We start from the raw sequence: 25,124 nt of genomic DNA, 5'->3' as shown, positions 1-25,124 counted from the left end.
AAGCTAAACTTTTCAGGTAGCCGTTTATTGCTTTGCCCTGGCTTTAGTCGGTTTCGCTTTCGTCTTGCGGGGGACTGCCTTCGGGCGTGCCGGATTGGCGTTGGGCGCGGGGGTGGGCATCGTCGTACACGCGGGCGAGGTGGTCGAAGTCGAGGCGGGTGTAGTGCTGTGTGGTGGCAAGCTGGCTGTGGCCGAGCAGCTCTTGCACGGCGCGGATGTCGCGGGCGTTTTGCAGCAGGTGGCTGGCGTAGCTGTGGCGCAGCATGTGGGGACTGAGGTGGGGACTGCCGTGTTGGGCGGCGAATTGTTGCAGGCGTTTTTGGATTTGTCGGCTGCCGAGTCGCTTGCCGCTGCGGCCGGTGAAGAGTGCGTTTTCGCCGGGGGCGGCGGCTCGGGTTTTCAGGTAGCCTTGGATGGTACGGATGCTGTGCGCGGTGAGGGGGACGTGGCGCTGTTTGCGCCCTTTGCCGGTTACGGCCACCCAGCCGCTTTGCAGGTCGAGGTCGGCCAGGTTGAGGGCGCAGGCTTCGGCAAGGCGCAGGCCGCTGCCGTAGAGCAGCTCGAAGATGGCGAGGTCGCGCTGGCTGAGTTCGCTGCCGGGGGTTTGGTCAAGCAGTTGGTTGAGCGGCTCGGCGCTCACGGCTTTGGGCAGGCGTTCGGGGGCTTTGGGGGCTTTGAGGCCGTGGGTGGGATCGGCTTTCAGGTAGCCTTTTTGCACCAGCCAGCGGCAAAATTGCCGCCAGGCGCTGAGGCGGCGGGCGATGCTGCGGGGGTGCTGGCCTTCTTGGGTGAGCTGGCGCAGGGCGGCGGTGAACAGGGGGCGGCTGAGCTCGGCTTGGGGCTGGAAGCGGGCAAGCCAGGCGAGGTCGCGGCGGTAGGCAGCTTGGGTGTGGGCGGAGAGGTTTTGCTGTTGCAAAGTGTGCAGCCAGGGCTCGATTTGCTGTGTCCACGGCTGTGTCATCGCCCTGCTCCGTTTGGGGCGAAATGTGCGCGGAAGGCGGCGGGGGTGCGGGCGAGGCGTTGGGCGGCGTAGTCGTAAAACGCCATGCCGCATTGCACGCGGGCGATTTCGGCTTGGTCGGCTTCGCGGGTGAGCTTGGCAAATAAAGGGAAACCGGCGCGGCCGATTTCGCCGAGGGCTACCTGAATGAGCAATTCATCGCCGTGAAAGGCTTGGGCGCGGTATTGCACGGCGGCATCGGCCATAATCAGGCCGGCGCCGAAGATGTCGGTTTCGGTGCAGCCGTGCGCGGCTAGGAAGCGCAGGCGGGCTTCGTGCACCATGCGCAGCACGGCGTCGTTGGCGAGATGGTTGCCGTAGTTGAGGTGGCCGACTTCCACGGTCAGGCGGGTGGCAAAATCGAATTGCGGCGGCAGGGCGATTTGGATGCGGGCGGCAGGCAAGGGGTGGCTCCGATAGCGGGAAAGACAGGCATTATAGTGGATTCAATTTAAATCGGGACAAGGCGGCAAGCTGCAGATAGTACAAGCAGTACGGCAAGGTGAGCCAACGCCGTAGCAGTTTAAATTGAATCCACTATAGCATTTATTTCCTGCCAATAGAACGGATTGCATGAACACCCGACAAAAATAGCAGATTCCTTCTTGACAAACCTTCTTCCAAACCCATATAGCCTGCGAACCAAAATTTAAGCAAAGGAAAACGAATATGCGATTTGATAAACTCACCGCCAAATTCCAGCAAGCCCTGCAAGAGGGGCAGAGTTTGGCCTTGGCTGCCGACAGCAGCTATCTGGAAGCGGGCTTTGTGCTCAAGGCTCTGCTTGACGACCAAAACAGCGGGGCTGCCGCGCTGCTGGCTCATGCGGGCGTGAACGTGCCGCAGGTGAAACAGCGTTTGCAGCAGCAATTAAGCAGCCTGCCCAAAGTATCCGGCCAGGGCGGCGATATGGTGCCCAGCCGCGAATTGCAGGCAGTGCTGAACCTGATGGACAAAGCCGCCATTAAACGCGGCGACGCCTATATCGCCAGCGAACTTTTTCTGCTTGCCTTGGTGCAGCAGAACGACGCCACCGGCAAAATCCTGAAAGAAGCCGGTGCAACCGAACAAAATATCAACGCCGCGATTGATGCGGTTCGAGGAGGACAAAACGTGAACGATGCCAATGCCGAAGACCAACGCGAAGCCCTGAAGAAATACACCACCGACCTCACTCAACGCGCCCGCGACGGCAAGCTTGACCCGGTTATTGGCCGCGACGACGAAATCCGCCGCGCGATTCAGGTGCTGCAACGCCGTACTAAAAACAACCCCGTACTCATCGGCGAGCCGGGCGTGGGTAAAACCGCGATTGTGGAAGGTTTGGCGCAGCGGATTGTGAACGGCGAAGTCCCCGAATCTTTGCGCAACAAACGCCTGCTGGTGTTGGATTTGGCGGCTTTGATTGCCGGTGCGAAATATCGCGGCGAGTTTGAAGAACGTCTCAAAGCCGTATTGAACGAATTATCCAAAGATGACGGCAATACTTTGATTTTCATTGATGAAATCCACACTTTGGTCGGCGCAGGCAAAACCGACGGCGCAATGGATGCGAGCAATATGCTCAAACCCGCCCTGTCGCGCGGCGAGCTGCACTGTATCGGCGCGACCACTTTGGACGAATACCGCCAATACATCGAAAAAGACGCGGCACTCGAACGCCGCTTCCAAAAAGTATTGGTCGGCGAGCCCAGCGTGGAAGACACCATCGCCATCCTGCGCGGCTTGCAGGAACGCTACGAAATCCACCACGGCATCGACATCACCGACCCCGCCATCGTTGCCGCCGCCGAGTTGAGCGACCGCTACATCACCGACCGCTTCCTGCCCGACAAAGCAATCGATCTGATTGACGAAGCCGCCAGCCGAATCAAAATGGAATTGGACAGCAAACCCGAGCAGATGGATAAACTTGACCGCCGCATCATCCAGCTCAAAATGGAAAAAATGCACGTGGCCAAAGAAAGCGACGACGCCAGCAAAAAACGTTTGGAGCTGATAGACGAAGAAATCGACGGCCTGCAAAAAGAATACGCCGATTTGGACGAAATCTGGAAAGCCGAAAAAGCCGCCTCCTCCAGCACTGCCGACATCAAAAAACAGATGGACGACATTAAAGTCAAAATCGAGCAGGCCAAACGCCAAGGCGACTTCGCCCGCGCCTCCGAGCTCGAATACGGCGAATTGCCGAAATTGGGTGCGCAGCTTCAAGCGGCAGAAAGCAATGCCGACGGCAAAAAACAAAACAAACTCTTCCGTACCGAAGTCGGCGCGGACGAAGTAGCAGAAATCGTATCGCGCATGACCGGCATCCCCGTGTCCAAAATGATGGAAGGCGAACGTGACAAGCTGCTGAAAATGGAAGAAGTATTGCACCGCCGCGTGGTCGGTCAGGACGAAGCCGTGCGCGCCGTGTCCGATGCCATCCGCCGCAGCCGCTCCGGTCTTGCCGACCCGAACAAACCCTACGGCAGCTTCCTGTTCCTCGGCCCGACCGGCGTGGGTAAAACCGAATTGTGCAAAGCATTGGCAGGCTTCCTGTTCGACAGCGAAGACCACCTCATCCGCATCGATATGTCCGAATACATGGAAAAACACGCCGTTGCCCGCTTAATCGGCGCGCCTCCCGGATATGTCGGCTACGAAGAAGGCGGCTACCTGACCGAACAGGTGCGCCGCAAACCGTACAGCGTGATTCTGTTGGACGAAGTGGAAAAAGCCCATCCCGACGTGTTCAACATCCTTTTGCAGGTATTGGATGACGGTCGCCTGACTGACGGACAAGGCCGCACGGTGGACTTTAAAAACACAGTCATCGTCATGACGTCCAACATCGGCAGCCAGCACATCCAGCAGATGGGCACGGATGACTACGAAGCGGTGAAAGAAGTGGTGATGGAAGATGTGAAAACCCACTTCCGCCCCGAAATGATCAACCGTATCGACGAAGTGGTCGTGTTCCACGGATTGGATCAGGCAAACATCCGCAGTATTGCCAAAATCCAGCTCAAAGGTTTGGAAAAACGTTTGGAAAAACAAAACCTGCGCCTTTCCGTTTCCGATGCCGCTCTGGACATCATCGCCAAAGCCGGTTTCGACCCGATTTACGGTGCGCGCCCGCTCAAACGCGCCATCCAGTCGGAAATCGAAAACCCGCTGGCTAAAGCCCTGCTCGAAGGCAGATACGTGCCTGAAAGCACAATCAAAGTGGAAGCCGATGGCGACAGGCTGGTGTTCGCATAAGCTAAAGATGCAAGCATAAAAGGCTACCTGAAAACGGTGAATCGGTTTTCAGGTAGCCTTTACTATATAGACCATAATAAACGCAGGCTGTTTCCAGCCTGCGTTGTTTGTTTCAGCCAAGTTTAATGTACGTCTTTCCAGTATTCCTTTTTCAGGAAGTAGGCCAAGGGCAGCAAAACGGCAAACAGGAACAGCAATACGCCATAGCCGATTTGTTTGCGTTGCAGCTGGGCGGGTTCGCCCATATACACCAGATAGGCCACCAGATCTTTGGCGTAGCGATCGTATTCTTTCTGAACAACCGTGCCGTTGGGCAGGCGGCGGCTATGCAGGCCGGTGGATTCCCAATACAGCTTGGGCACCAGATTGCCGTGCTCGTCTTTCTCCATCACGGGCTGGCCTTTGTCGTCCAGCTCCACGGCGCGCACGCCCTGCTGCTCCCACAAGGGGTGCGGCATGCCCACTTTGTCGAACACCAAGTTATTCCAGCCGGTGGGGAGGGTTGGGTCTTTGTAGAAGCCGCGCATATAGGCATACAGGTAATCGGCACCGCGCGAACGGGCAATCAGGGTGAGATCTGGCGGCTCGGCGCCAAACCAGCGTTTGGCGTCTTCCGGATTCATCGAAGAATGCATCACATCGCCGATTTTATCGGTGGTGAACATCAAGTTTTTGCGGATTTCGTCTTCGCTCAAGCCCAAATCCTGCAAGCGGTTGTAGCGCATACCGCTGGCCGAATGGCAGGAGAGGCAGTAGTTGGCGAAAATTTGTGCGCCGTGTTGCAGGCTCACTTGGTCGCCCAAGTCGATATCCACATGCTCATAATTGCCGCCGCCGGCAGCATAGCTGCCCAAAGGCATGGCCAAAATCAGCGCGGCAAACCAGTTTTTCCATAATTTTTTCATTTTGCCGCTCCCATTAAATACTGCCAGCAAACAGATAAGCACCCACCAATGCAATCGCAGCATACACGAAGAACATAATCTTCTGGCGCGTGGTGCTCATGGTAACGCGTTCCGGCACTGCTTTATCCACATTCAGTTTGGTGTTCAGCAGCGTGCTCACAAAGAAGAACGCCATATACAGCACGGAGAACACGCGGATAATCAGCGTTTGAATCTGGAACGGATCGGCAAAGAACAGGCGGGCAAGCAGGTACAGGTCGTAAATGCTCACCAAAAGGGCAATCAAATACACCCCACCCACCCAGCCGGCGGCAAACAAGGCAGCCAAGGGCTGGGCGCCCAGCTTCTGCTTAAACGCGGCCAAGCTCGGGCGCTCTGGGCTGGTGTAAATCGGCATGCCGAGGAAGAACAGGAAATAGAAAATCGTGAACGATTGGGCGATTTCCGTTCTCAAATCGGTGGCCACCTGCGCACCCAAAATCCCCAAGCCGATGAAGGCAATCAGGAACAGCACCAGCATGGTTTTGAAAATGGTGTTGCGGTAGCGCACGGATTTCACCGGCGAGCGGTCGAGCCAGGGCAGCAAGGCAATCAGGATGACTGCCGCACCCATGCCGATTACGCCCCACACCTGCGTGCCGGCGAAAGAAGGAATGGCGCGCAAAATGGCATAGAAGGGGGTGAAATACCACACCGGGGCGATGTGTGCTGGAGTTTTCAGCGAATTAGCAGGGTCGAAGTTTGGCGCTTCCAGGAAGTAGCCGCCGCCTTCGGGCGCGAAGAACATGATGGCGCAGAACACGATGAGGAACACCACCACACCCAAAATATCTTTCACGGTGTAATACGGATGGAAAGGAATGCCGTCGAGCGGGATGCCGTTTTCGTCTTTCAGTTTTTTGATTTCCACACCGTCGGGGTTGTTGGAGCCGACTTCGTGCAGCGCAATCAGATGCGCCACCACCAAGCCAACCAGCACCAGCGGCACGGCAATCACGTGCAGGGCGAAGAAGCGGTTGAGCGTAACGTCGGAAACGTTGAAATCGCCGCGAATCCAAGTGGACAAATCCGGGCCGATAACCGGAATCGCGCCAAACAGGTTAATGATCACCTGCGCGCCCCAGAACGACATCTGCCCCCAAGGCAGCAGGTAGCCCATAAAGGCTTCCGCCATCAAGGCCAAGAAAATCAAAGCGCCGCACACCCACACCAGCTCGCGCGGTTTCTTAAACGAGCCGTAAATCAGGCCGCGGAACATATGCAGATACACCACCACGAAGAACATCGAAGCGCCGGTGGAGTGCATATAGCGGATAATCCAGCCGCCGGACACATCGCGCATGATGTATTCCACCGCGGTGAAGGCAGCGGGCAGGTGGTATTGGTTCAGATTGCCGTCGGGTTTGTAATTCATGGTCAGGAAGATGCCGCTGACAATCTGAATCACCAGCACCAGCAAAGCTAGCGAACCGAAGAAATACCAAAAGTTGAAGTTTTTCGGGGCGTAATACTCGGTTACGTGTTCCTTCATCATTTTAGACAGGGGGAAACGCGCGTCCACCCAATTTAACAATGCTTTGGCTTTATTATTGGTTTGGTTTGTCATTGTCTTTTTCCCCGGTATCAGCTGTCTTCGCCCACGCGGATGGTGGTTTCAGACAGATATTTATAAGGAGGAATCACCAGATTGGTGGGCGCCGGCACGCCTTTATACACACGGCCGGCCAAGTCGAACTTGGAGCCGTGGCACGGGCAGAAGAAGCCGCCTTTCCAGTTTGCGCCCAAATCGGCCGGAGCCAAATCGGGGCGGAAGGTGGGCGAACAGCCCAAGTGCGTGCAAATGCCGATGGCCACCCAAATATTGTCTTTGCCCTTGATGGAGCGCAGAGGGTTTTGGCAGTATTCCGGCTGCTGGTCTGCCGCCGTGGAATTGGGATCGACCAGCTGGCTGTCTAGCGAGGCCAAATCCTTGATTTGCTCAGGCGTGCGGTTGAGCACCCAAATCGGCTTGCCGCGCCATTCTGCCGTAATCAGCTGGCCGGCTTCGATTTTGCTCACGTCGATGTTGATCGGCGCGCCGGCCGCCTTGGCCTTTTCCGAGGGGAAAAAGCTGGCAACAAAAGGTGTGGCCGCGCCCACTGCGGCCACACCGGCCGCTCCGGCAGTGGCCAACACCAAAAAGCGCCGCCTCTCCTGATTGATTTCTTGATTATTCATTACTCAATCATCCTAATACTGTAAAAATACCGAAATACTGCAGATTTCGCAGCAGCGTGATTTTACCTTAATCTAAATCAACACTTAAAGCAATTTTTGAAATAACGTAAAGTTCTGTCTGATGGCGGTTGCCGGAGAAGTGGCAAATAAGGCAAGGTTGCCAACTATTTATCCTTGATAAAGCCAGGCTTTCAGGCTACCTGAAAAAGTGAGTTTCCGCGCAGCCAAAATAATCGCCACCCTGCCCTGCCCGCTCACCCGCGCTGCGATTGCCCGTATTTTTCCGCCACTTGCACATAATGCGCCGCCGAATACGGCAGAAAGGCCAGCTCCTCCGCCGTGAGCCGCCGCACCTGTTTCACCGGCGAGCCCACATATAAATAGCCGCTTTCCAGCCGTTTGCGAGGCGGCACCAGGCTGCCCGCGCCAATCATCACATCATCTTCAATCACCGCATCGTCCAACACAATGCTGCCCATGCCCACCAGCACGCGGTGGCCAACGGTGCAGCCGTGCAGTGTAACGTGGTGGCCGATGGTGCAATCCTCGCCGATGATGAGCGGCGAGCCCTCCGGCTTATCCTCCGTTTTGTGGCTCACATGCAGCATCACATGATCCTGAATATTGCTGCCTCGCCCCACGCGGATGCGGTTCACATCCCCGCGCAACACGGCAAACGGCCACACCGACACCCGCTCCGCCAGCACCACATCACCAATCACCGCGCACATCGGGTCGATATAGCAGCCCGCCCCGATTTGCGGCACAAAATCCAAATAAGGCCGGATATTGCTCATAAAAAACTCCTTTTCCATCCATTTATCAAAACCCCGAAGGCTACCTGAAAACTGGGTTGCGGCATAGTCGCAACCCAGTTTCTGCGTAGCTAAAATGAAATTTTGGCATAGCCAAAAGGAATTTCTGCGAAGCAAAAACGACACAAAGACGAAGCCAGCACAAGCACAATCTTATTTTTCAGGTAGCCTCATCCCGCAGATACAAACCAAGCAAACCGCCAACCTGCCCACTATCCAGGCTACCTGAAAACAAAGTTCAAACCCCGCCACACTTTTCAGGTAGCCTGCCCTTGTGAAAACCCGCCCCGCCCCTATCTGCCCCCATCATCCATCCAACCGCACAGAGGAAACCCCGTGAACACCCTGCTCCACCTCGGCGACCAGCCGCAATTCGACCAAATCCGCACCGAACACATCAAACCCGCCCTGCAAAGCGCCATCGCCGAAGCCCGCCAAGCCATTGCCGAAGTCAAAGCCCAAACCGGCGCCACCTGGGGCAACACCGTCGAGCCGCTCACCGGCATCACCGAGCGCGTCGGCCGCATTTGGGGCGTCGTCTCCCACCTCAACTCCGTAGCCGACACCCCCGAGCTGCGCGCCGTGTATAACGAACTCATGCCCGAAATCACCTTATTCTTCACCGAAATCGGCCAAGACATCGAGCTCTACGAACGATTCAAAACCATCAAAAATTCCCCCGAATTCGCCCGCCTCAGCCCCGCCCAGCAAACCAAGCTCAACCACGACCTGCGCGATTTCGTCCTCAGCGGCGCCGAGCTTCCGCCCGAAAAACAAACCCAATTCGCCGCCCTGCAAACCGAAGGCGCCCAGCTCGCCGCCAAATTCTCGCAAAACGTGCTCGACGCCACCGACGCCTTCGCCCTCTATTTCGACAGCGCCGAACCCCTTTCCGGCCTGCCTGAAGACGCACTCTCCATGTTTGCCGCCGCCGCACAGGCCGAAGGCAAAAGCGGCTACAAAATCGGCCTACAAATGCCGCACTACCTCGCCGTGATGCAATACGCCGACAACCGAGAGCTGCGCGAGCAGGTTTACCGCGCCTACGTTACCCGCGCCAGCGAGCTCTCCAACGAAGGCAAATTCGACAACAGCGCCAACATCACCCGCCGCCTCGAAATCACCCTGCAAGAAGCCAAACTGCTCGGTTACGCCAACTACGCCGAGCTCTCCCTGGTGGCCAAAATGGCCGTCTCCCCCGCCCAAGTGCTCGACTTCCTGCACGACCTCGCCCGCCGCGCCAAACCCTTCGCCAAAAAAGACCTCGCCGCCGTGCAGGCCTTCGCCCGCCAAAGCCTCGCTATCGACAACCCGCAGCCCTGGGATTTGGCCTACGCCTCCGAAAAACTGCGCCAGGCCGAATACGCCTTCTCCGAAACCGAAGTGAAGAAATACTTCCCCGTGGGCAAAGTGCTGGCCGGCCTGTTTGCCCAAATCAAGCGGCTCTACGGCATCGATTTTGCCGAGCAAACCGTGCCCGTGTGGCACCCCGACGTGCGCTATTTCGAGCTTTCGCAACACGGCGCCCCCATCGGCGGCGTGTACATGGATTTGTATGCCCGCGAAGGCAAACGCGGCGGCGCCTGGATGAACGACTACAAAGGCCGCCGCCGCCTGCCCAACGGCCAAATCCAGCTGCCCACCGCCTACCTCGTGTGCAACTTCACCCCGCCCTCAGGCGGCAAAGAAGCCCGCTTGAGCCACGATGAAATCCTCACCCTCTTCCACGAAACCGGCCACGGCCTGCACCACCTGCTCACCCAAGTGGACGAGCTCGGCGTATCCGGCATCAACGGCGTAGAATGGGACGCCGTGGAGCTGCCCAGCCAGTTTATGGAAAACTTCGTGTGGGAATACGACGTGCTACGCGGCATGTCTGCCCACGAAGACGACGGCGCGCCGCTGCCGCAGGAATTGTTCCGCAAAATGCTCGCCGCCAAAAACTTCCAGCGCGGCATGTTCCTCGTGCGCCAGATGGAATTCGCCCTCTTCGACATGCTGATCTACAGCGAAACCGACCCTGCGCGCCTGGCCGGCTGGGCGCAGGTGCTCGACGATGTGCGCCGCGAAGTGGCCGTGGTGCAGCCGCCCGAATACAACCGCTTTGCCAACAGCTTCGGCCACATCTTCGCCGGCGGCTATTCGGCCGGCTACTACAGCTACGCCTGGGCGGAAGTGCTCAGCGCGGATGCCTACGCCGCGTTTGAAGAAAGCGGCGACGTGGCCGAATGCGGCCGCCGCTTCTGGCAGGAAATCCTCGCCGTGGGCGGCTCGCGCAGCGCTGCCGAATCCTTCCGCGCCTTCCGCGGTCGTGCCCCCAGCATAGATGCCCTGCTGCGGCACAGCGGGTTTGATATGCAAGCGGCTTAAGCTTTGATTAGAATCGTATTACCAAACGAAGAAAAGGCTACCTGAAATTTTTCAGGTAGCCTTTTTTCAGGTAGCCTCAATGCCCGTGATGGCAGCCGCCGCTGTGGTGGGACTGCATGGCTTCGGCGGCTTGGGCGTCGGCGTGGTAGCTGGAGCGGACCATGGCGCCGATGGCGGCGTTGGTGAAGCCCATGGCGTAGGCTTCGCACTCGAACTGTTTGAACATGTCGGGGGTAACGTAGCGCAATACGGGCAGGTGGCTGTTGCTGGGCTGGAGGTATTGCCCCACGGTAATCATTTCGATGTTGTTGGCACGCATGTCGCGCATGATTTCGCGCACTTCGTCGTCGGTTTCGCCGAGGCCGACCATGATGCCGGATTTGGTGGGGATGTGGGGCATCATTTCTTTGTAGCGGCGCAGGAGTTCGAGCGAATGCTGGTAGTTGGCGCCGGGGCGGGCTTGTTTATACAGGCGGGGGTGGGTTTCGAGGTTGTGGTTCATCACGTCGGGCGGGGTTTGGGCGAGGATGTCGAGCGCGATGTCGAGGCGGCCGCGGAAGTCGGGCACGAGGATTTCGATTTTGGTGTGCGGGCTGCGTTCGCGGATGGCGGTGATGCAGTCGGCAAAGTGCTGGGCGCCGCCGTCGCGCAGGTCGTCGCGGTCCACCGAGGTGATGACGACGTAGCGCAGGTTCATGGCGGCCACGCTGGAGGCGAGGTGCTGGGGCTCTTCGGCATCGAGCGCGTTGGGGCGGCCGTGGCCGACGTCGCAGAAGGGGCAGCGGCGGGTGCAGATGTCGCCCATGATCATGAAGGTGGCGGTGCCGCGGCTGAAGCATTCGCCGATGTTGGGGCAGGAGGCTTCTTCGCACACGGTGTGCATTTTTTGGTCGCGCAGGATGTTTTTAATTTCGAAGAATTTCTTGCCGGTGGGCAGCGGAGCGCGAATCCAGTCGGGCTTTTTCAGCTTCTGTTCGAGCGGCACGACTTTAATCGGGATGCGGGCGACTTTGGCGGCGCCTTTATGTTTGACGCCGCGGGCGTTGTCTTGTTTGTTTTCTGTGGTCATGGTTGATACCTTTGCTGTGTTTTTAATGTGATGTGTGGGTTCAGGTAGCCTGCCGGCTCGGGGTAAGGCTACCTGAAAATCCAATCCGCCTGTTTCAGCTGCTTGGCGATTCTATTTTTAGATTCCTGCGGAAACATCGTTTTAGCTTCGCAGAAACTCAGCTTCCTGCGGAAACATCGTTTTCAGGTAGCCTCAGCTGCTGCTGCAAATGAGCGGTCAGCTTGGCGGCCACGTCGTCCACGCTCGGGGCGGGCTGCACGAAGTCGGCGATTTGGGTCATTTCCAGCCCGGCATAGCCGCAGGGATTGATTTGGTGGAAAGGGCTCAAATCCATGTTTACATTGAGCGCGAGGCCGTGATACACGGCGCCGCGTTTGATGCGCAAGCCGAGCGAGGCGATTTTTTTGCCTTCCACATACACGCCGGGGCGTTTCGGGTCGGCGGCGGCGGCGATGCCGTATTCGGCCAGGGTGGCGATGATGCTGTTTTCCAGGCGGCTCACCAAATCGCGCACGCTGATTTTGCGGCGTTTGAAGTCGATGAGGGTGTACACCACGAGCTGGCCGGGGCCGTGGTAGGTGATTTGGCCGCCGCGGTCAATCTGCACCACGGGGATGTTGCTGTGCACCAAGAGGTGCTCGGCTTTGCCGGCCATGCCCTGCGTGAACACGGGCGGATGCTGCACCACCCAGAGCTCGTCTTCGGTGCGCTCGCTGCGGGCGTCGGTGAAGGCTTCCATGGCGTGGAAAATCGGGCTGTATTCGGCCAGACCGAGCGGGATGACTTTCATCACAGCACCACTTTCACCATCGGGTGGGCGGTGAGCGCGAGATAGATGTTATCAAGCTGCTCTTTGCTTTCGGCGTTCAGGGTAACGGTAACGCCCTGGTAGTTGCCTTGACTGCTTTCGCGGTGCTGCAAATCGTGTTCGGCGGTGTCCGGCGCGTGTTTTTGCACGGTTTCCAACACGTTGGCGGCAAATTCGGGGTGTTTGGCGCCCATCACTTTGATGGAAAAACGGCAGGGGAATTCCAGCAGGGTTTCTTGCTTGCTATCGCTCATTTATTTTCTCCAAACGGCTGCGGCATGAGGCGCGGCGGCCGATATATTCAGGCCGGCATTTTACTGGAAAACACCCTGCTTGAACAACACGCGGCGCGGCTTGCGGCATGGGCGAATACCCGTATTTTCCGGCGGGTTATCGCGCTGTTTCCCAAAAGCTGAAGCGGTTGAGGTGCGGCAAAAGCCGCAGGGTTCGTTTGAACTGCGTTGAAGCCCTATTTTCAGGTAGCCTCAAGCCTGTGGCTACCTGAAAAATACCGGGCTTGGCAAAGCAAACATTCCCAGCCGGCTCCAATATGCCGCCTGGTTTCCCGCAGAGTGAAAACCGTTTTTCAGGTAGCCTTCCCGCCCTGCTTCGGCGCTCGTCATAAATAATTTCTATCTTCACAATCGCTTGCCAACCGCCCCGCCCGGTGCTAGAAAAGCGCCCAAAGTCCGCCCGAACGGCGCCCTTGCCCACCCATCCGTTTGGAAGCCAAGCATGCTGAAAAAAGTGTTACTCTTCCTCTGCGCCGCCATCCCCGTCGTCCTCATCATCGGCCTGCTGGCGCCCAAAATCATCGCCCAACCCAAACACGGAGCCCCCGCCATGCCCGACACCGCCTTCGCCACACACCTCGCCGCCCTGCACACCCCGGGCGGCACGCCCGTGCGCACCCTGCTCCGGCCCGGCCGCCCCACGCTGGTGAAATTCTGGGCTAGCTGGTGCCCGCTGTGCCTCAGCGAGCTGCAAAGCACCGCCGAATGGCAGCAATCCGCCGAATTTTCCGGCGAGCACGCCCGCGCCAACCTGATTGCCGTCGCCTCGCCCGGCTTCCTCGGCGAAAAGCCCGAAGCCGAATTCAGAGAATGGTTTGCCAAATTCGACTACCCCGGTTTCCAGGTAGCCCTCGACGACGGCACCCTAGCCAAAACCGCCGGCGTGGGCGTGTATCCCAGCTGGGTGCTGCTCTCCGCCGACGGGCAAATCCTGCGCGTGCACAAAGGCAGCCTGCCGCGCGAACAAGCCCTCGCCCTGCTCGACAACCCCAATGCCGACCTCGCCGCCGCCCCCGTGCAGCCGCACTACGCCGACGCCCAAGGCAGCCCCCGCGCCGCCCGCACCCAAACCATCTATCTGGCCGGCGGCTGTTTCTGGGGCGTGGAAGCCTATATGCAGCACCTGCCCGGCGTGGTGGACGCCGTATCCGGCTATGCCAACGGCCGCACCGCCCATCCCAGCTACGAAGACGTGATCCACGGCAGCGGCCACGCCGAAACCGTGAAAGTAGACTACGACCCCGCGCGCATCAGCCTGGCCGACCTCCTGCGCTACTACTTCCGCGTGATCGACCCCACCTCGCTCAACAAACAAGGCAACGACCGCGGCCGCCAATACCGCACCGGCATCTACTACACCAACCCCGCCGACGCCCCCGTTATCCGCACCGCCCTCCAAGCCGAACAGCGCAAACACAGCCGTCCCCTCGTGGTGGAAGCCCAGCCCCTACAACACTTCTACCCCGCCGAAGCCTACCACCAAGACTACCTGGCCAAAAACCCGCACGGCTACTGCCACATCGACATCCGCCTCGCCGACCAGCCCCTCGAGCCCGCCGAGGGCAGCAGCCCCGCCCCGGCCAAAGGCTTCAACCCCGCCACCTACCGCAAACCCGACGACGCCACCCTGCGCCGTACCCTCACCGACGAGCAATACCGCGTCACCCAGCAAGGCGACACCGAACGCGCCTTCAGCCACCAATACGACCACCTCTTCGAGCCCGGCCTGTACGTTGACATCGTGAGCGGCCAACCCCTCTTCAGCAGCCGCGACAAATTCCAATCCCACTGCGGCTGGCCCAGCTTCACCCGCCCCATCAGCCCCGACGCCGTGACCGAACACGACGACTACAGCTACCACATGCACCGCACCGAAGTGCGCAGCAGCGCTGCCGGCTCCCACCTCGGCCACGTCTTCCCCGACGGCCCCAAAGACCGCGGTGGCCTGCGCTACTGCATCAACGGCGCCAGCCTGCGCTTCATCCCCCAAGCCCAAATGCAGCAGCAAGGCTACGGCAGTTATTTGAAAGATTTGCATTAAGGCAGCAAGTACGCCAGAGCAAAAGGCTACCTGAAAATTTCAGCTTCGCAGAAACTTTGCCGCACGGCGTTTTAACTGCGTTCAAGCTTGTGTTTTCAGGTAGCCTTTATTCATCAGGCAGCCAATGCCAGGCTACCTGAACGTGTTAGCTTCGGCAAAGCTAACACCGCCCAACCCTTTCCCGCTTTGCCTAATATTTTCAGGTAGCCTCAAACAGACGGAAGGCTACCTGAAAACATATCGCGGGCATCAACAAACAAATATCCCACCCAAACGGCAAACCAAACTATTCCAAATCGTTCTCAATTGTTTTCAACACCCTGGCAGGAACCCCGCCCGCCACGCAGTTATCAGGAATATCCTTAGTTACCACTGCACCGGCGGCAATCACCACATTGCTGCCGATGGTAATGCCCGGAAGAATGGTTACATTGCCGCCGATCCAAACATCGTTACCGATAACCACCGGCCGTGCCATACCGAGATTGGCGCGACGGCCTTTAGGCGACAGCGGATGCCCCACGGTGGTAATCAGCGTGTTCGGCCCGATCATCACATGGTCACCAATGCTGACGCGCTCGATATCAAGAATCGTGCCATTGTAGTTCATCAGGAAATGATCACCCACATGGATATTCTTACCGTTGTCACAGTTGAACACGGGCAGGATGTTCGGCGACACGCCTGACGAGCCGAGTAGCTCATGAATGGCCGCTTCGCGCTTATCCTGCTCCAACACACTGATCCCGTTTAATTTCTGACATGCCCGCACCGCATTCAATTTCAAGGCGTTCACTTCCGGATCGGTAAAATCATAAGGCAGCCCCGCCTTCAGTTTTTCCAGTTCGCTCATTGCCATAGCCGACTCCTTCCTTGTTGATCATTAGCCCCACGATTATACGCTTGGCTCATCGGCAGCCAAACAGCTACGGTTTAGAGGCTACCTGAAAAAATTTAGCTTCAACACAATTCAAACAAGCTGGCGAGTGCCTGCTATCTGCAAAGCCAAACGTTTTCAGGTAGCCTTTGCTACTACCACTCCGGTCAAAGGCAACAAAAAAGCAGCAGGGAACCCTTGCTGCTTTTTGCTGCCGACCGCTGCTTAGGCGGTTTCGGCGGCCTCTTCCGCTTCCGCCGCCTGTTCCTGCTGATCGTGAAACTGCATGCGGTAGAGGTCGGCATAGCGGCCGCCGCGCGCGAGCAATTCGGCGTGTTTGCCCTGCTCCATGATGCGGCCTTCGTGCATCACCACGATGTTGTCGGCCTGCTCGATGGTGGAGAGGCGGTGCGCCACCACCAGCGTGGTGCGCTGCTGCATGAGCTTGTCGAGCGCGGATTGCACCAGGCGTTCGGATTTGGTGTCGAGCGCGCTGGTGGCTTCGTCCAAAATCAGGATGGGCGCGTTTTTCAGCAGTGCGCGGGCGATGGCGATGCGCTGGCGCTGGCCGCCGGAAAGTTTGAGGCCGTTCTGCCCGATTTCGGTTTGCAAACCCTGCGGCATGGCGGAGATGAATTCCCAGGCGTTGGCGGCGCGGGCGGCGGCTTCTATGGCGGCGGGGTCGGCATCGAAACGGCCGTAGGCGATGTTCTCGGCCACGGTGCCGTTGAACAGCACCACATCTTGACTCACCAGCGCCATCTGTTCGCGCAATGAGGCCATGCTGTACTCGCGGATGTCGCGCCCGCCGATGCGCACTTCGCCGGCGGTGGGGTCGTAGAAGCGCGGCAGCAAGTTGGCCAGCGTGGTTTTGCCGCAGCCGGAAGCGCCCACCAAGGCCACCACGCTGCCGTTGGGAATGGACAGGCTGATGTTGTCCAAACTGTTGCGGTTGGCGCCTTCGTAGCAGTGGGTTACGCTGCGCAGCTCGATGTCGCCGGTGTCGGCGCTGAGGGTTTCTTTGCCGTTATCGGGCTCAACCGGCTCGTCTAAAAAGCCGAACACGCTCTCGGCGGCAGCCAAGCCACGTTGCAGCGAGGAGGAAATGCCGGTCATGCGTTTGATGGGGTCGAACATCATCAGCATGGCAGAAAGGAAAGACATAAAATCGCCGGCGCTGAAGGAATCGGAAACGGCGCGAGCGGCGGCCAGATAGAGGATAGTGGCCAGGGCGGTGGCAATCATCAGCTGGGTTAGCGCCGTGCTGAAGGAGTTGGCGGCAGTTTGCTTCACGCCGTTGCGGCGCACGTTGATGGCGGTGCTGTCGAAACGGTTTTTCTCGTGTTCCTGCCCACCATATACCTTAATCACGCGCTCGCCGGTGATGCTTTCGCCCAACACCTGCGTCATCTGCCCGGCATATTGCTGGCTTTCGCGCGAAAGCTGGCGCAGCCGCTTGCTCACCTGCCGCACGCACCACGCCAGCACCGGAATCATCACCAGCGTGATAATCGTGAGCTGCCAATCCAGATACAGCAGGAAAAACAAAAGCCCTACCACGGTGATGCCGTCTTTGGCGGTAACGGTAACCACATTAAAGCCCGCTTCGGTAATCTGGCTGGCATCGTTCATAATGCGCGACATAATCCGCCCGCTGCCGTGTTTGCTGTAATAGCCGGCCGGCAGGCTGAGCATCTTGGCAAACATTTCGCGGCGGATTTGCTGCACCAGATGGCCGGATAGGTAGCTGGTGCTGTATTCGTTGATGAAATTGAAAATGCCGCGGATGATAAACAGCCCGATAATCGCCAGCGGCACCCAGCGCATGGCGGCCAGGTTTTTTTCCACAAAGCCTTCGTTAATCAGCGGCTTGAGCAGCCAGGCGAAAATCGGCCCCGTGGCCGCCACCACAATCATGCCGATCACGGCGGCAATAAAAATCCGCAGATAATTTTTCAGGTAGCCAAACAGGCGGCGGTAGAGCGCCCAGCTGCTTTGCGTAGAAGGAGACGACATGCTTATCCCTGCTGGATGAAAGTGCCGAATTGTAAGGCAAAAGCGGCCGGGCAACAATGCAGCCACAGGCAGCTTTACCCGATTTGCCATCCGCCCGCACAGGCCGCCCCGAAGGCTAACTGAAACCCCTGCCCGCCCCAACGATTAACTTTTGACCTACCGCAACACTCCGCTTTTCAGGTAGCCACATTTCCCGCCCAGCAAGCCTTTTAGCCAGCATAAAACAGCAATTTGAGCTACAATACCAGCCCGTTTGTTTCAACCGCGCCGCTTTCCGGCGGGGTATTCATCATCCAATCGTTATCAAGTTAAGGAGCCCAGCATGTTTTCCAAGAGCGTAACCATCAAACAATACGATCCCGAACTGGCCGCCGCCATTGCCGCCGAAGAAGCGCGCCAGCAAGACCATGTGGAACTGATTGCTTCCGAAAACTACGTCAGCTGCGCCGTGATGGAAGCGCAAGGCAGCCAGCTCACCAACAAATACGCCGAAGGCTACCCCGGCAAACGCTACTACGGCGGCTGCGAACACGTAGACGTGGCCGAACAGCTCGCCCTCGACCGCATTAAAAAACTCTTCGGCGCCGCCTATGCCAATGTGCAGCCCCACTCCGGCTCCCAAGCCAACCAAGCCGTGTACACCTCCGTGCTCAAACCCGGCGACACCATCCTCGGCATGAGCCTCGCCCACGGCGGCCACCTCACCCACGGCGCCTCCGTAAACATTTCCGGCAAACTCTATAACGCCATCACCTACGGCCTCGACGAGAACGAAGTGCTCGACTACGCCGAAGTAGAACGCCTCGCCCTCGAACACAAGCCCAAAATGATCGTGGCCGGCGCCTCAGCCTACGCCCTGGAAATCGACTGGGCCCGCTTCCGCGAAATCGCCGACAAAGTGGGCGCCTATCTATTTGTCGACATGGCCCACTACGCCGGCCTGATTGCCGCCGGCGAATACCCCAGCCCCGTGCCCTACGCCGACTTCGTGACCACCACCACCCACAAAACCCTGCGCGGCCCGCGCGGCGGCGTGATTTTGTGCCGCGACACCACCCACGAAAAAGCGCTCAACTCCGCCATTTTCCCCAGCCTGCAAGGCGGCCCGCTGATGCACGTGATTGCCGCCAAAGCCGTGGCCTTCAAAGAAGCCCTCGCGCCCGAGTTTAAAGAATACGCCAAACAGGTGAAAATCAACGCCAAAGCCATGGCGGAAGAATTGGTGAAACGCGGCCTGCGCATCGTGTCCGGCCGCACCGAAAGCCACGTATTCCTCGTAGACCTGCGCCCGAAACACATCACCGGCAAAGCCGCCGAAGCCGCGCTGGGCAAAGCCATGATCACCATCAATAAAAACGCCATCCCCAACGACCCGGAAAAACCCTTCGTTACCTCCGGCATCCGCGTGGGCAGCGCCGCCATCACCACGCGCGGTTTCAAAGAAGCCGATGCCCGCAAGCTCGCCAACCTGGTGGCCGACGTGCTGGAAAAACCGGAAGACGAAGCCACCCTCGCCCGTGTGGCCAAAGAAGTGAAAGCCCTCTGCGACGCCCATCCGGTGTACGGCGCCTAACCGATTGATTGAACAACACCCGGCCGGCTGGAAACAGCCGGCTTTTTTCTTGCCGCATTCACGCCCACACGATTGAGGCTACCTGAAAAATCCAGCCTCGGCGCAAGCAAGCAGCCTTCACCGCACCAAAATAATTTTCAGGTAGCCTCTAAGCCAAACCAAAGGCTACCTGAAAACGGCGAAGCAAGGCTGAGTTTCTGCCAAGCTAAAACGAGCCAGGCAAGCTTCTGCAAAACCGGCACTAAAAATCCAATCCAACTCAATCTATTCAAACAGAAAACATGCCGCCCCATTTTTCAGGTAGCCTCAAGCGCGGTAAGGCTACCTGAAAACCAAGCTTCAACAGAATGAAAACCAACAAAGCCAGTTTTCGCAAACCGGATTTATTCATGCCCGGCAAACTCCTCCGCCGCCAACGGCTGCCGCCCGAGCAGCTCGGCGAAGGGGCGGCAGCTGGCACAAGCACCTTGTTGCAGCAGAGCCAAACTGCCCGCGCTAACCATGCCGTTGCTGAACAGATTGGCCAGCGGCAGCACGGGGCGCAGCAGCGGCAGCGCTATCGGCAGGATGCGCGGCGGCGGCTTGCGGTGCAGGGTGGCGAGGTAGGTGGCCAGCGTGAGGGCGCGGCTGCCCGTCATGTTTACTACTGCGCCGTGCGGCAGTCGGCTTGCCGGCAAACCGGCCAAACCCTGCACCACATCGGCAATGTGCACCGGCTGCACAAGGAAACGACCGCCGCCCGGCAGAGGCAGCACAGGCAGGCGGGCAAGGCGGATAAACAGCTCGCAGCTCGCGCCGCCGCGCCCGTACACGAGGGATGGTCGTGCCACCAGCACGCGCATCCCGCCCGCCGCGCCGATTTGGCACACAGCCTCGTCGCCGCGCCCTTTGCTGCCCACAAAAGCCACGGCGTGCGCCAGATGGGCGCCGAGCGCGGAAAGCTGCACCCAATGGCGCACGCCTGCCTGCGCCGCCAACCGGGCCAACAGCGCGGGCGTGCGGTGGTGCACGGTTTCCAGCACCTCGGCATGGCGGCTCATCACGCCGATACAGTTAAACACGGCGTCCATGCCGTGCAGCAGGCGGCGGGCGGCGGCTTCGTTTGGGTGCAGATAGTTGAAATCGCAGCGTGAAGGCGTGTGCACGGTATGGCCGCTTTGGCGCAGCAGATGCGCGGTGCGTTTGCCGATAAAGCCGCTGCCACCGAAGAGGAGGATGTTCATAATAATCTGATATTGTTTGATTTTATTTTTAGCTTCACAGGATATCGCTTTCAGGTAGCCTCCAGCCCGCTCAAGGCTACCTGAAAACTGTGGTAATCCACCCTCTAATCGGCGTATTTCCCAAGATTATTCGACACAAACACCGTGCCCGCAGGCCAATCCTGCACGATGCCGTCGCGGGTCAAGGCCGCAGACTGCCAGCGCCCGTAGGCAAACGCCGCCAGCAACATGACCGCCGACACGCTGACCCATATTGCCGCTGCACGGCGCAGCCCGGCAGATTCTTCCCCGGTCATACCCGCCGCCCACGGCAGCCACAAGGCCGCCAGCCACACCAACACGCCCCAGCCGACCGCCCCGATATCCGAAAACGGGTTAGCGCCCAGCATGAACGGGAATGTAAACAAAGACAACACCATGCAGGCATTCAACGCGTGGCGCGGCTGCCTGCCCTCCAGCATCCGCACCACCGACCACAAATAAAACACATTGGCATAGGCGGCCAACGTGGCCAACTTCCCGGTAAAAATCCCCATCCAGCCGAACACGATGCCCGCCATCAAAACCGCCACGCCCGGCTGCTCGCCAAGCGACGGCAGGCACAGCGACAGCAGATACAGCGCAAGCGACAACATAATCAAGCGTTTTTTGGTATGCATGATTTCCTCCATGACCGGCTTCCATATTTTTCAGGTAGCCTTTGGGCAGCCGGAGTTTACCTGAAAATTACCACAGCACCCATTCCCCGCCCTCGCCCTCTATCACCAGCTCGCTTTCTTGCAGGCCATAGTTTTCGGCGCGGCGGCGGGTTGCCATGCGGCGGATGCCGGCAAGCCAGGCTTGCGGCTGCACGGCGGCTTGTTTGAGCACGGCGTGGTTTGTCTGATCCGGATAGCGGGTGGCGCGGTATTTTTCCACGGGCAGCATATCGCGGCGGCGGATGAGCACGGCGCTCAATTCAACGCTGTCGTCGTAGCTTTGGTATGCGGGGGCGTTGAGCCAGAGAATGTAGTCTGCATTACACAGGATGCGGCTTTGGGCAAGCGGGCTTCGGTATTTGTCGGAATAGATTTTGCCGTCGATTTGCAGCGGTTCGTGCAGTTTGAACGGGGCGCTATATGGCTCAATCGGGCAGGCTTCGGCAAAGGTTTGCGCGGGGTTGGCGTCAAACTCGGCGGCGATTTCGGTGTGTTTGGGCGGCTGCCACAGGCTTTGGATGGTTTTGCCGTAATCGGGATACTGCCCCAAATCTGCGCGTTTCACCGGCGCCTGCCAAACGGTGTGCCCGTTTGCTTGTTGGATAAATTGGATTTGTTCGCCCTGCTCGCCGCTTTGTGCGGGGCGGTAGCCGTAGCGGTAGTCGGCGGGCTTTTCGGCGGGCACGATGGAGAGGATACCGTCTTCGTGGAAGTATTCCTGTATCAGGTAGCCTTGATAAATGAAGCGTTTGGGCGGGCGGTATTCTTTGAGGCTACCTGAAACGAAAGTCAGGCTGTTGTCTTCGGAAATTTCCAGCCCGCCCAGCCATTCGGCGCTGCCATTGCCCGCTTCGGGCAGGGAAGCCGGTGGGGCAATATAGGGAAGCGACGAGGGCAGCATAAAGGCAAACACGGTGCCAACGAGGAAATATTGTTCGCGCTGTTGGGCATTGGCGGCGGCATATTGCCAACGGCCAAAGGCGAACAGGGAAAAGGTGATCACGGCGCATACTTTCGCCCATTTTTTGAAGGCGCGATTTAAGGCTTCGGGGGTGTTTTCGGTCATCACTGCCAAACGCATCAGCCACAGCGCAGAAAACCACAGCAACGCGCCCCAACCTACCGCGGTAAACTCCGCTCTGTCCCGCATGATCGGCATCAACGGAATAACCAGGCTAAATGAGGAGAAAACCATGAAAAACCAAGAAGCTACTATCGGCTCTTTGCCGCGCAGCAGTTGCACCGCCGTCCACCAATAAAACAAATTGGCATAGCCCGCCAACGCAGGCAGCATCCCCACCGCCATCGCCAGCCAGCCGAAAGCAATACTGGCATACATCACAACCAAGCCAATCTGCCCACCCAGCACGGGCAAAAACAGGGAAACCACATACAGGGCGAGAGAAAGGGCAAGCAGCCGTTTTTTGCTATCCATCATTTCCTCCATAATTTCCTCCATAATTAGCTTTTATCTTTTTCAGGTAGCCCCTACATCGGCTTCAACACCATCAGAAAATACATCACCACCGTGGCGCAGAAAGCCGGATAGCCCAGCAGCTCCCACCAAAACTGATCACGCCGATAGCTCCCCGGCAGCGTCTCCTCCCCCGCCACCCAAGCCGCAGCCGCCTGCCGTGCCATCTTAATTTGCAGCCACACCACCGGCAGCCAGCAAGCCCCCGCCAACGCATAAAGCCCCAGCGTCCACTTCACCCACAGCCACGCCCCGTCCCAAGTGAGCGGCATGCCCAGATAGTGCAGCATCCACAAGCCCGAGAGCGGCTGGAACACCACCGCCGGCGTGGTAAACCACCAATCCGCCTTCATCACCCACTTCGACACCACCGCCTGCGCCGCCACCGAGCCCGAGCGGTTCGCCCAAAACAGGTAAAACGCCGTGCCGAAGCCCGTGCCCACCATCAGCGTGGCCGAAATAATATGCAAGGTTTTCACAATCAGATAAGCATTCATCATTCACTCCAACTCACTGTTATACAAAAAGAACAACACCGCCAAAATCGGCACATTCTTCACCAGCGGCGCAAACGGATGCGCCCACATTTCCGGCAGCCGCAGCGCCGCAATCAGCGAATAGCCCGCCACCGTGGCCAGCTGCGCCAACCACAGCCGCGCCCGCCAAGCCCGCCACCCCGGCCAAAAACACAACAGCCCGAAACACACATCCAGCAGCGAAGCCCCCGCAAACCCCGGCCACAACCAACCCTCCGGCAGCCCCACCGCACGCAGCAGCGCCAGCGATTCCCCCGCCGCGCAACACAGCGGCTGAATCCCGCTCCACAGCCACAACACCCCCAGCGAATACGCCAGATAAGCCGGAGCAGACGGCTTGTTCGGCACGTTTTCCATTTTTCAGGTAGCCTTTCACGAGTTATCTGTATTTTCTAAATTTCTGCATAAAGAGAAATATGGGCTTAAAAATTTAGCGGGCTTAGCCGCATGATTGGTTTGCAAGCTTTCCACTCTCTTTCAGGCTACCTGAAAACCCAAGCGCATTTTCAGGTAGCCCCAATCTTCCAAACCAAAATATTCAGCGGAAAAACTTCTGTATCCCCGCGCCCAGCTTCAGGATTTTCACCATCGTGCCGGTGGAAAGCTTCAGCATCTCGTTGGCCCACACCGTGAGCGTGTCGATGAAGTCGTGGGTTTGGCGGATTTTCTGCTGCGCCGCCTCGTTTTCCTGCGCAAACTCGGGGCTGTCGATGAGCGCTTGCAGAAACTGCCGCGTGGGCTCGATTTCGCGCTGCATGCGCACTTCGGCGATGGTGCGGAACAGCGCCCACACATCGTCGGAAGTGGCGAAATGGTCGCGCCTGTCGCCCATGATGTGCACGGTGTGCACCAGGAGCATGCCCTGCAATTCTTTGATGCTGTTGGAAACATTGGAGCGCGCCATATTCAGCGTTTCGCAAATTTCTTCGGCGTGCATCGGGCGGCCGATGATGTAGAGCAGCGCGTGGATTTGCGCCACGCTGCGGTTTACGCCCCATTTGGAGCCCATCTCGCCCCAATGCAGGATGAATTTTTCTGTGGTGGGATTCAGTTTCATAGTGGGGCGGAGTGTATGCGCGTCTTTTATTTCTGTCAATACAGAAATTAGAAAATAATTTTTCAGGTAGCCTGTTTGCCGTATGCAGGCTACCTGAAAATCTTTCCCCGCCTAAGCTTCGTCGTCAGCGGCCAATTCGATTTGTGTGGCGCCCTGCTCTTTCAGTTGGGCTTGGGCTTCCTGCCAGGCTTGGTCGAGCTGTGCGCAGGCGGTTCCTTCGGCTTTGAGGCCGAACAGCAGGCGGTAGCGGCGCTCGGCGGTGGGGGTGGCGGGCAGGCTGAAGCTGCGGATGCCGGGGTGGCGCTGCTCGATGCTGCTCATCACGGGGCTGACGCGGGATTCGGGCAGGTCGATCCAGGCGCTGATGCTGCGGCGTTCGGTTTGGTGCTGGAGGTGGGCGTAGAGCTGGTCGAGCACCCAGGCGGCCATGGGCTGCGCCATCACGGGGAAGCCGGGCAGGAAGTAGTGTTCGCGGATGGAGAAGCCGGCGATGTTGTTGTAGGGGTTGGGGATGAGGCTGCTGCCTTGGGGGAATTCGGCCATGCGCAGGCGGATGCGGTGGGCGGGGCTGTCGAGGCTGTCGCCGTGTTTGAGGGAGACGGTTTCGATATGGGCGGCGGCTTGGGGGTGCAGCGCCAGCGGCAGGCCGAGGGCTTCTGCGGCGGCTTGGCGGGTGTGGTCGTCGGGGGTGCTGCCGATGCCGCCGGTGATGAAGGTGGGCCGGCCTTCGGCAAAGCTTTGACGCAGGCGGTGTGCGAGGATGGGGCGGTTGTCGGGCAGGTATTGCACGGAATCGAGCTGGAGGCCGCGTTTTTTGAGCAGCTGTTTGAAAAAGGCGAAGTGTTTGTCTTGGCGGCTGCCGTGCAGGATTTCGTCGCCAACAACGATGAGGGAGAAGGTCATGGGGTT

General features: G+C 58.5%; 22 protein-coding genes. 4 read left to right on the top strand and 18 right to left on the bottom strand.

The annotated features are described in order from the left end of the window. Positions 1–43 precede the first annotated feature (43 nt). Both LG371_RS11395 and LG371_RS11390 read right to left on the bottom strand, forming a co-directional pair. A complete protein-coding gene (locus tag LG371_RS11395) occupies positions 44–961 on the bottom strand; it encodes a tyrosine-type recombinase/integrase (RefSeq protein WP_067591833.1) in 918 nt (305 codons plus the stop codon). Beyond that, the gene (locus LG371_RS11390) at positions 958–1,404 is read right to left on the bottom strand and encodes a thioesterase family protein (protein ID WP_225748557.1); all 447 of its coding nucleotides are present in this window, start codon (positions 1,402–1,404) and stop codon (positions 958–960) included. Before LG371_RS11390 ends, LG371_RS11395 begins: the two co-directional genes overlap by 4 nt. 265 nt (positions 1,405–1,669) lie before the next feature. Here LG371_RS11390 and clpB point away from each other — a divergent pair, with 265 nt between their 5' ends. Then, positions 1,670–4,243, top strand: a complete 2,574-nt coding sequence (gene clpB, locus LG371_RS11385) for an ATP-dependent chaperone ClpB (RefSeq protein ID WP_067591839.1) — start codon at positions 1,670–1,672, stop codon at positions 4,241–4,243. A 122-nt stretch (positions 4,244–4,365) separates the two neighbouring features. Here the strand turns inward: clpB and LG371_RS11380 are convergent, their stop codons facing one another. The 4 genes from LG371_RS11380 to LG371_RS11365 all read right to left on the bottom strand — a co-directional run bounded on the left by LG371_RS11380 (position 4,366) and on the right by LG371_RS11365 (position 8,162). Then, positions 4,366–5,148 (bottom strand): cytochrome c1, encoded by a 783-nt coding sequence (locus LG371_RS11380; protein ID WP_225748556.1) that lies wholly within the window; start codon positions 5,146–5,148, stop codon positions 4,366–4,368. 13 nt (positions 5,149–5,161) lie between these two features. Next, the gene (locus LG371_RS11375; protein WP_370632693.1) at positions 5,162–6,754 is read right to left on the bottom strand and encodes a cytochrome bc complex cytochrome b subunit; all 1,593 of its coding nucleotides are present in this window, start codon (positions 6,752–6,754) and stop codon (positions 5,162–5,164) included. A 17-nt stretch (positions 6,755–6,771) separates the two neighbouring features. Continuing rightward, on the bottom strand, positions 6,772–7,365 hold the full coding sequence (gene petA / locus LG371_RS11370; RefSeq protein ID WP_067591845.1) for a ubiquinol-cytochrome c reductase iron-sulfur subunit: 594 nt from the start codon (positions 7,363–7,365) through the stop codon (positions 6,772–6,774). A 254-nt stretch (positions 7,366–7,619) separates the two neighbouring features. Further along, complete coding sequence (locus tag LG371_RS11365) at positions 7,620–8,162, bottom strand: gamma carbonic anhydrase family protein (RefSeq protein WP_225748555.1); 543 nt, start codon at positions 8,160–8,162, stop codon at positions 7,620–7,622. Between the two features lie 354 nt (positions 8,163–8,516). Here LG371_RS11365 and LG371_RS11360 point away from each other — a divergent pair, with 354 nt between their 5' ends. Continuing rightward, positions 8,517–10,550, top strand: a complete 2,034-nt coding sequence (locus LG371_RS11360) for a M3 family metallopeptidase (protein WP_067591848.1) — start codon at positions 8,517–8,519, stop codon at positions 10,548–10,550. 76 nt (positions 10,551–10,626) lie between these two features. Here LG371_RS11360 and lipA read toward each other — a convergent pair whose 3' ends face one another. From lipA to LG371_RS11345, 3 genes are all read right to left on the bottom strand, one after another. Continuing rightward, positions 10,627–11,619: a lipoyl synthase gene (gene lipA, locus LG371_RS11355; RefSeq protein WP_067591851.1), complete on the bottom strand. Its 993-nt coding sequence runs from the start codon at positions 11,617–11,619 to the stop codon at positions 10,627–10,629. 157 nt (positions 11,620–11,776) lie between these two features. Next, positions 11,777–12,409 (bottom strand): lipoyl(octanoyl) transferase LipB, encoded by a 633-nt coding sequence (gene lipB / locus LG371_RS11350; RefSeq protein WP_067591854.1) that lies wholly within the window; start codon positions 12,407–12,409, stop codon positions 11,777–11,779. Continuing rightward, a complete protein-coding gene (locus LG371_RS11345; protein ID WP_067591857.1) occupies positions 12,409–12,681 on the bottom strand; it encodes a YbeD family protein in 273 nt (90 codons plus the stop codon). Before LG371_RS11345 ends, lipB begins: the two co-directional genes overlap by 1 nt. 481 nt (positions 12,682–13,162) lie before the next feature. Here LG371_RS11345 and msrAB point away from each other — a divergent pair, with 481 nt between their 5' ends. Then, positions 13,163–14,761 (top strand): bifunctional peptide-methionine (S)-S-oxide reductase MsrA/peptide-methionine (R)-S-oxide reductase MsrB, encoded by a 1,599-nt coding sequence (msrAB, locus tag LG371_RS11340; protein WP_225748554.1) that lies wholly within the window; start codon positions 13,163–13,165, stop codon positions 14,759–14,761. A 286-nt stretch (positions 14,762–15,047) separates the two neighbouring features. On the opposite strand, the gene LG371_RS12295 is transcribed toward msrAB, so the two are convergent. After that, on the bottom strand, positions 15,048–15,620 hold the full coding sequence (locus LG371_RS12295) for a sugar O-acetyltransferase (protein ID WP_179945896.1): 573 nt from the start codon (positions 15,618–15,620) through the stop codon (positions 15,048–15,050). 243 nt (positions 15,621–15,863) lie between these two features. Beyond that, positions 15,864–17,654, bottom strand: a complete 1,791-nt coding sequence (gene msbA / locus LG371_RS11325; RefSeq protein WP_225748553.1) for a lipid A export permease/ATP-binding protein MsbA — start codon at positions 17,652–17,654, stop codon at positions 15,864–15,866. A 322-nt stretch (positions 17,655–17,976) separates the two neighbouring features. Between msbA and glyA the strand changes: the two genes are divergently transcribed. After that, entirely contained in the window at positions 17,977–19,227 is a 1,251-nt protein-coding gene (gene glyA / locus LG371_RS11320; protein ID WP_067591867.1) for a serine hydroxymethyltransferase, read from the top strand. A gap of 383 nt (positions 19,228–19,610) precedes the next feature. Here the strand turns inward: glyA and LG371_RS11315 are convergent, their stop codons facing one another. The 7 genes from LG371_RS11315 to LG371_RS11285 form a co-directional block, all read right to left on the bottom strand. Further along, positions 19,611–20,450, bottom strand: a complete 840-nt coding sequence (locus LG371_RS11315) for an NAD-dependent epimerase/dehydratase family protein (protein WP_225748552.1) — start codon at positions 20,448–20,450, stop codon at positions 19,611–19,613. A gap of 104 nt (positions 20,451–20,554) precedes the next feature. Beyond that, the gene (locus LG371_RS11310; RefSeq protein ID WP_067591873.1) at positions 20,555–21,121 is read right to left on the bottom strand and encodes a hypothetical protein; all 567 of its coding nucleotides are present in this window, start codon (positions 21,119–21,121) and stop codon (positions 20,555–20,557) included. A 55-nt stretch (positions 21,122–21,176) separates the two neighbouring features. After that, positions 21,177–22,586: a hypothetical protein gene (locus tag LG371_RS11305; RefSeq protein ID WP_156503499.1), complete on the bottom strand. Its 1,410-nt coding sequence runs from the start codon at positions 22,584–22,586 to the stop codon at positions 21,177–21,179. A gap of 50 nt (positions 22,587–22,636) precedes the next feature. Then, positions 22,637–23,119, bottom strand: a complete 483-nt coding sequence (locus tag LG371_RS11300; RefSeq protein WP_225748564.1) for a DUF2269 domain-containing protein — start codon at positions 23,117–23,119, stop codon at positions 22,637–22,639. 3 nt (positions 23,120–23,122) lie between these two features. Next, a complete protein-coding gene (locus LG371_RS11295; RefSeq protein WP_225748551.1) occupies positions 23,123–23,515 on the bottom strand; it encodes a DoxX-like family protein in 393 nt (130 codons plus the stop codon). A 181-nt stretch (positions 23,516–23,696) separates the two neighbouring features. Next, positions 23,697–24,215 (bottom strand): GbsR/MarR family transcriptional regulator, encoded by a 519-nt coding sequence (locus tag LG371_RS11290; protein WP_067591882.1) that lies wholly within the window; start codon positions 24,213–24,215, stop codon positions 23,697–23,699. A gap of 111 nt (positions 24,216–24,326) precedes the next feature. Then, the gene (locus tag LG371_RS11285; RefSeq protein ID WP_067591885.1) at positions 24,327–25,118 is read right to left on the bottom strand and encodes a molybdopterin-binding protein; all 792 of its coding nucleotides are present in this window, start codon (positions 25,116–25,118) and stop codon (positions 24,327–24,329) included. Positions 25,119–25,124 lie beyond the last annotated feature (6 nt).

Origin of the sequence: Eikenella sp. Marseille-P7795 (assembly GCF_916618725.1) — a bacterium.
GTDB lineage: Bacteria > Pseudomonadota > Gammaproteobacteria > Burkholderiales > Neisseriaceae > Eikenella > Eikenella longinqua.
The sequence above is the reverse complement of the archived record's forward strand: the minus strand, read 5'-3'. Positions and strand labels throughout refer to the sequence as shown.